This window comes from Streptomyces sp. AC558_RSS880 (assembly GCF_019049255.1).
Taxonomy (GTDB): Bacteria; Actinomycetota; Actinomycetes; order Streptomycetales; family Streptomycetaceae; genus Streptomyces.
In genome coordinates, this window is sequence record NZ_JAGMUJ010000041.1 from 72869 (window position 1) to 79067 (window position 6199).

General features: G+C 73.8%; 6 protein-coding genes. 3 read left to right on the top strand and 3 right to left on the bottom strand.

Annotation, left to right across the window (positions count from 1 at the left end):
- The first annotated feature begins 21 nt into the window (after window positions 1–21).
- The gene (locus KUM38_RS18615) at window positions 22–633 is read left to right on the top strand and encodes a GNAT family N-acetyltransferase (RefSeq protein ID WP_217130525.1); all 612 of its coding nucleotides are present in this window, start codon (window positions 22–24) and stop codon (window positions 631–633) included.
- Here the strand turns inward: KUM38_RS18615 and KUM38_RS18620 are convergent.
- From KUM38_RS18620 to KUM38_RS18630, 3 genes are all read right to left on the bottom strand, one after another.
- Complete coding sequence (locus KUM38_RS18620; protein WP_217130526.1) at window positions 611–1276, bottom strand: pyridoxal 5'-phosphate synthase; 666 nt, start codon at window positions 1274–1276, stop codon at window positions 611–613. The genes KUM38_RS18615 and KUM38_RS18620 overlap by 23 nt on opposite strands.
- Window positions 1277–1318: 42 nt before the next feature.
- Window positions 1319–1744 carry a pyridoxamine 5'-phosphate oxidase family protein gene (locus KUM38_RS18625; RefSeq protein ID WP_217130527.1) on the bottom strand — a complete coding sequence of 142 codons (426 nt, stop codon included), beginning with the start codon at window positions 1742–1744 and terminating at the stop codon, window positions 1319–1321.
- Window positions 1745–1955: 211 nt separating this feature from the next.
- On the bottom strand, window positions 1956–2591 hold the full coding sequence (locus KUM38_RS18630) for a TetR family transcriptional regulator (protein ID WP_217130534.1): 636 nt from the start codon (window positions 2589–2591) through the stop codon (window positions 1956–1958).
- 134 nt (window positions 2592–2725) lie between these two features.
- Here KUM38_RS18630 and KUM38_RS18635 point away from each other — a divergent pair, with 134 nt between their 5' ends.
- Both KUM38_RS18635 and KUM38_RS18640 read left to right on the top strand, forming a co-directional pair.
- Entirely contained in the window at window positions 2726–3457 is a 732-nt protein-coding gene (locus KUM38_RS18635; protein ID WP_217130528.1) for a VOC family protein, read from the top strand.
- A gap of 182 nt (window positions 3458–3639) precedes the next feature.
- Window positions 3640–6015 (top strand): PQQ-binding-like beta-propeller repeat protein, encoded by a 2376-nt coding sequence (locus tag KUM38_RS18640; protein WP_217130529.1) that lies wholly within the window; start codon window positions 3640–3642, stop codon window positions 6013–6015.
- Window positions 6016–6199: the final 184 nt, after the last annotated feature.

A 6199-nucleotide genomic window follows, 5' to 3' on the forward strand; every position in this document is an offset into this window, starting at 1 on the left:
ATCGCGGGCTTGAATGTCCCCATGCTCTCCTCATCCGACCCCACTCGTCCCCTCCCCGAGCTTCACGGCCACGGCCTGTGCCTCCGTCCCTGGGACCCCGAGTCCCGGGCGGACGTGGACACCTGGCTGCGCGGCCTCACGGACCCGGAGTTCCGGCGCTGGAACACCCCGCTCCGGCCGATCACGGACGCGGACGGCGCCCGGGAGTCACTGCGCCGGGGCGCGCAGCGCGACGCGGACGGCACGGGGGCGTCCTTCCGGATCGCCGACGCCCGCAGTGGTACGGCACTGGGGCACATCGGCGTCAACGAGATCCACCCCGTCATGCGGCGCGGTCTGGTCGGCTACTGGGTGCTCCCCGAGGCGCGCGGCCGGGGCGTCGCCACCCGGGCGCTGCTGCTCGCCTCGCACTGGGCGTTCACCGGACTCGGCCTGCACCGGCTGGAGCTGGACCACGCCGTCGGGCACGAGGCGTCCTGCCGGGTCGCCGAGCGCTGCGGGTTCCGTCCCGAGGGGACCATACGCGGCGCGATCTTCGAAGCCGGCCGCCACGACGCGTTCCGCGACGCCCATCTGCACGCCCGCCTCGCCACGGACCCGGAGCCCGTCCTCACGGCCACAGCGACTCCCTGACCCAGCCCTCCGTCCCGCGCCGGTAGCGGAGCCGTACGTGCCGTCGTCGGGCCTCGCCCTGGAAGAACTCCACCTCGTCCGCCCGCAGCCGGTACAGGGTCCAGGACGGGGCCGGGGTGTCCGGCGCGCGCCGTGCCCGCTCCCACGCCGCCTCCGAGGCCCGCGCCAGCTCCTGGGCCGACCCGAGGACCGCGCTCTGCCTGCCGGTCAGCGCGGCGGCCAGCGCCCCGGTGGAACGGGCGTGCAGATCCGCCTGCGCCTCCTCGGCCGGGGCCGCCGCGACGGGCCCGCGCACCCGCACCTGGCGGCCCAGCACCGGCCAGTAGAAGGCCAGCGCGGCGTACGGGCGCGCGGCGAGGTGGCCGCCCTTGCGGCTGTGCGCGTGGGTGGCGAAGGACCAGCCGTCGTCGTCCGCGCCGTGCAGCATCACGATCCGTACGTCCGGCAGCCCCCGCGCGTCCGCCGTGGCCAGGGACATGGTGTGCGGCTCGGCCTGACCGGCCGCCACGGCCTCGGCGAACCACCGCGTGAACAGCGGCAGCGGCTCGGCGGGCGCGGCGGCCGGGTCGAACGCCGGCAGGTCGGTGGCCTGCGGGTCCCACACCCGCAGCGACCTCAGCAGCTCGTGGAGATCGGGTTCCATGCACTGATTGTCGGGCGTCCGGTGGTCGGGCGTCCGGCGGGCTCACACCGATCCGAGGTCCGACGACACCCACCGCTCGGGCCGCATCCGCACGACGACCTGCTCGCCGTGGTTCTTCCAGGCGAAGTCGACGTACCCCTCGACCTTGTCGGCCGGCAGGTAGCGCGCGGAGATCTCCCGCAGCTGCTCGACCGTGGCCGGGGTGGTGTCGAGCACCGGCCCCTCGACCGAGACGTAACGGATGGTGGGTTCGACGCGGTCGACCATGAGCGAGAACCGCCCCGCCGCGCCGATCAGCCGGTTCTTGCGCGAGTCCAGGCCGGTCATGATCCATACGTCGCCGCCGGGCGCGTACTGGTACCAGATCGGCACGGTGAGCGGGGCGCGGCCGTCCCCCGCGTCGACCGCCAGCGCCGCGATGTGCGGCTCGGCCAGGAACTGTTCGCGCTCTTCGCGGGTCAGGGCCATTCCGGGTTCCTCCTGCGGCGTGTGCGTCGGGCGTTCACTCGGTCACTCGGACCTGCGATCGGCTCACCGGGACACAACACCGGCCGGACGGCGCCGTGTTCCCCGTTCCCCCGCACCGCGCGGAAAGCGACGGGCGGCGGCCCACCGGAGTGAACCGCCGCCCGTCTGACAGGACTTGCGAGACCGCGCATCGGTGTGGGCCGCCGGGCGCCTACTTCGCCGGCTTCTTGCCGGTGACCCCCAGGTGCACCAGCAGGGCCAGGTTCGGCTTGAGTTCCGCCTGCTTCACCCCCCAGGAGGAGAAACCTTTCTGGTGGGAGGCGACGGCCGCGAGCATGGCCACCAGGGAGCCGGCGATGGCCGCGGGGTTCACGTCCTTGTCGATCCGTCCCTTGGCCTGCAGCTCGGCGACGGAGTCCGCCAGCGAGTTGTTCACGGTGTTCAGGATCTTCATGCGGATCTTGTAGAAGCGCTTGTCGCCCTCGGCCGCGCCGAGGTCCACGACCCGCAGGATCGCCTCGTTGTTCCGCCAGAACTCCAGGAAACCGTCGACGAGTTCCTGTGCCGTCTGCCAGCCGGCCTTCCCCGTCCAGGAGCGTCCCTCCAGCAGCTCGCCCAGCCCGGCGCTCTCGGCGGCCATGCGCTCGGCGATCTCCAGGACGGCGCCCTCGACGTCCGGGAAGTACTGGTAGAAGGTCGCGGGCGAGGTGCCCGCCTTCCGTGCGACATCGATGACTTTGACGTCCCGGTAGGGGGAGGAGCTGAGCATCTCGCTGAGGCAGTCGAGCAGTTTCTGCCGGGTCGCCTGCCCACGCCGGCCGGCCACGCGGCCGTCGACGGTACGCACTTGTCCTGTCATGCCGTCAGCTTACCGACGGGTGATCCGAGCGCGATTCGGCCGACTGCAAATGGGGTGTGCGGGTCCGTGAGGGCTGGTGTGCCTGGTCTGCGGCCTGCGGGCGACACGGTTACTTTGGCGGCATGGCCGAAAACAGGGCGTCGCAGTACGCGCAGTACACGGAGGGCACCCCCTGCTGGGTGGACGCGCAGCTGCCCGACGTGGAGGCGGGCAAGCGGTTCTACGGCGAGCTCTTCGGGTGGACCTTCGAGGACCAGCCCCAGGGAACCGTACGGGCGTTGAAGGACGGCGACCCCGTCGCCTCCCTCGCGCACAAGACGGACGGCCGGCTGCCCACCGTGTGGACGGTGTCCTTCGCCACCTCGGACGCCGGGGCGCTGTGCCGGCGGATCCACGCGGCCGGCGGGCGGATCGTCTCCCCGCCGGTGCCCTTCGGTGGCCTGGGCGTCACCGCGCTCGTCACCGACCCCGAGGGGGCGGTCTTCTCCCTCTGGCAGGGCACTCGGACCCCCGGCTTCGGGCGCCGGTACGAGCCGGGCACCTTCGCCTGGGTGCAGCTGTACACGCGGGACACGCAGGCGGCCGACACCTTCTACGGCGGCCTCTTCCACGACGCCCTGTTCGGCCCGGACGCCGACCCCGGCTTCGGCCGCGCGCCGGTCTCCGACGTCTTCCCCGCCGAGATGCCGCCGCACTTCCTCGTCCACTTCGCCGTCGAGGACCCCGGGGCCGCCCTGGAGGAGGTGGTCCGGCTCGGCGGCCGGGTCCAGGTTCCGCCCTTCGGGACGTCCTACGGCACGGCGGCCGTGGTCACCGACAATCAGGGGGCGTCCTTCGCGCTGCTGCACCGCTGAGCCGTTTCCACCCCCTGTGTCGTATGAAAACCTGGACACCCTATTTGTCGGCCGGTTCGCAACCGGGCGCGCGGACAGGAAGAATCGGGGTGCGTGCCGCCACGGCGGTGCGGTGGTGAGACGCTGCACTACGGTCGCGGGCACAGGTGGTGGCGCGACTCGTACGGGGAGGTGGCAGGCAAGTGGTGGATCAGCTGACGCAGCACGATCCGCGGCGTATCGGGCCGTTCGAGGTGCTGGGACGGCTGGGAGCCGGCGGCATGGGGCTGGTCTATCTCGCGCGCTCGGCGTCCGGGAGGCGGGTGGCGATCAAGACGGTCCGGACCGAGCTGGCCGAGGACCAGCTGTTCCGGGTCCGCTTCACACGCGAGGTCGAGGCGGCCCGCGCGGTCTCCGGTTTCTACACGGCGGCCGTCGTGGACGCCGATCCGCGCGCCGCCGTGCCCTGGCTGGCCACCGCGTACGTGCCCGCGCCCTCCCTCGAGGAGATAGTGAACGAGTGCGGGCCGCTCCCGGCCCAGGCGGTGCGCTGGCTCGCGGCGGGCGTCGCGGAGGCGCTCCAGTCGATCCACGGTGCCGGGCTGGTCCACCGCGACCTGAAGCCCTCCAACGTCCTCGTCGTCGAGGACGGACCCCGGGTGATCGACTTCGGTATCGCCTCCGGTGTCTCGAACACCCGCCTGACGATGACGAACGTCGCCGTCGGCACGCCCGCCTACATGTCCCCGGAGCAGGCCAAGGACTCCCGCAGCGTCACCGGCGCGAGCGACGTGTTCTCGCTGGGCTCGATGCTGGTCTTCGCCGCCACGGGACATCCGCCGTTCCACGGCGCCAACCCCGTCGAGACCGTCTTCATGCTGCTGCGCGAGGGCCCGGACCTCGACGGTCTCCCGGACGAGCTGCGCCCGCTCATCGAGGCCTGCATGCAGATGGAGGCGACGAGCCGGCCCAACCCCGCCGACCTCCAGGCCCAGCTCGCCCCGCACCTGTTCGGCTCCGGCTCCGACGACAGCGGTACGGCGTCGGCGTGGCTGCCCGAGCGGGCGGTCAGCCTGATCGAGACGCGGCGGGGCGGCCGGACGGCGGTCCGGCCCGCGCACGGAACCGGCCGCAGCGGTGGCGGCGGGGCCCGCCCCCACGTCCCTCCGCCGCCCCCGCACGACCCGGTCGTTCCGCCGCCCCCGCCGATGCCCGCGCCGGTGGGAGCCCCCGCGGGCGCCCCCGACACCGGCCCCGTACGGCTGGTGGGCGCGGCGGTGCCCATCGGACCCGGCCCGCGCGTCGCCGACACGCGCGCGGCCGCCGTCAAGGCGCCCCCGCCGGCCGCCGCCCTGGCCGCCACCTGGTCCAAGCCCCGCCCCGGCGTCAACGGCGCCGACCCGGCCGTACCGGCACCCGCGGCGCCCACCGTGCCGCCGGAGCATCCCGGCGGCTGGCGCCCGTGGCGCTTCCGCATGTCCAACGACGTCTGGGGCACCCCGGCCGTCGACGGCGACCTCGTCTACGTCACCTCCTTCGAGGTGCACGCCCTCGACGTCGCCACCGGCCGGCGCCGCTTCAAGACCCGCGACGTCGCCTGGTCGATGGCGGTCGCCGACGGCCGTATCCACGCCTCCGACGGACCCACCCTCTACGCCCTGGAGGCCCGCGAGGGCGGCGACCTGTGGCGGCTGTCCACCGACGCCTGGGTGTACTCCCTCAAGGCCGACCGCGGCACCGTCGTCACCGGCACGCGCGGCGGCGGCGTCCAGGCGTGGGAGGCGTCCACCGGCCAGAAGCTGTGGGAGATCACCGGCTGCCAGAGCGACTTCGAGTCCCCCGAGGCCGGCCCCGCCGTCCACGAGGGCACGGTCTACGTCTGGCAGGACGCCCGCCTGCGCGCCCTCGACGCCCGCACCGGCGACGAGCGCTGGTCGTACCCCATCGGCGACGCGGCCTCCTGCGGCGGAGTGCCGGTCCGTGTGACGCACGCCCCCGACGGCTACGTCTACGTCTGCGCCGGCACCCGCGTCCTCGCCCTGGAGGTCACCACCGGCCACGTCCGCTGGCACTTCGAGGCCCCGGCGGTCTTCCTCGCCCCGCCCGCCTTCGTCCCCGGCCCGGCGGTCACCGGCGGCGGCCTCTACCTCGCCGACTACCTCGGCACGGTCTACGCCCTCGACGCCACCGACGGCCGCGACCGCTGGCGCATCGCCACCGAGTCCCGCTCCTCCGTCGAGCCGGTCCTGGTCGCCGCCGGCCACGTCCACGTGGGCAGCGGCAAGGGCCTGTACACCCTGGACGCGGTCACCGGCACGCCCAAGTGGCGCTTCCAGTCCGGCGGCGAGATCGTGGGCGCCCCCGCGGTCGCCGAGGGCCGTATCCACTTCGGCTCCAGCGACCACCTGCTCTACACGCTGAAGGCCGACGACGGCCGCCTGAGGTGGAAGCTGGCGACCGGCGGCGAGATCACCGGCTCCCCGGTGGTCCGGGACGGCGTGGTGTACGCGTGCAGCAAGGACCGCTGCGTGTACGCGCTGGACGCGGAGAAGGGGACGGGAACGGCGCGGACGGCGTAGGCCGCGGGTTCCCGGGGGCGGCGTGCCGCGGACGGCCGTCGTACCGGGTTGCACGGAAGGGTTGTCGGACGGCGGCCGTCGCTGCGGGGAGCGGCGGCCGCCGCTCCCACCGCAGACGCTACGCCGGGTACGCGACGGTCGCCAGGCGGTGACATGCCCGTGACACAAAGATCGCTAGCCTGAC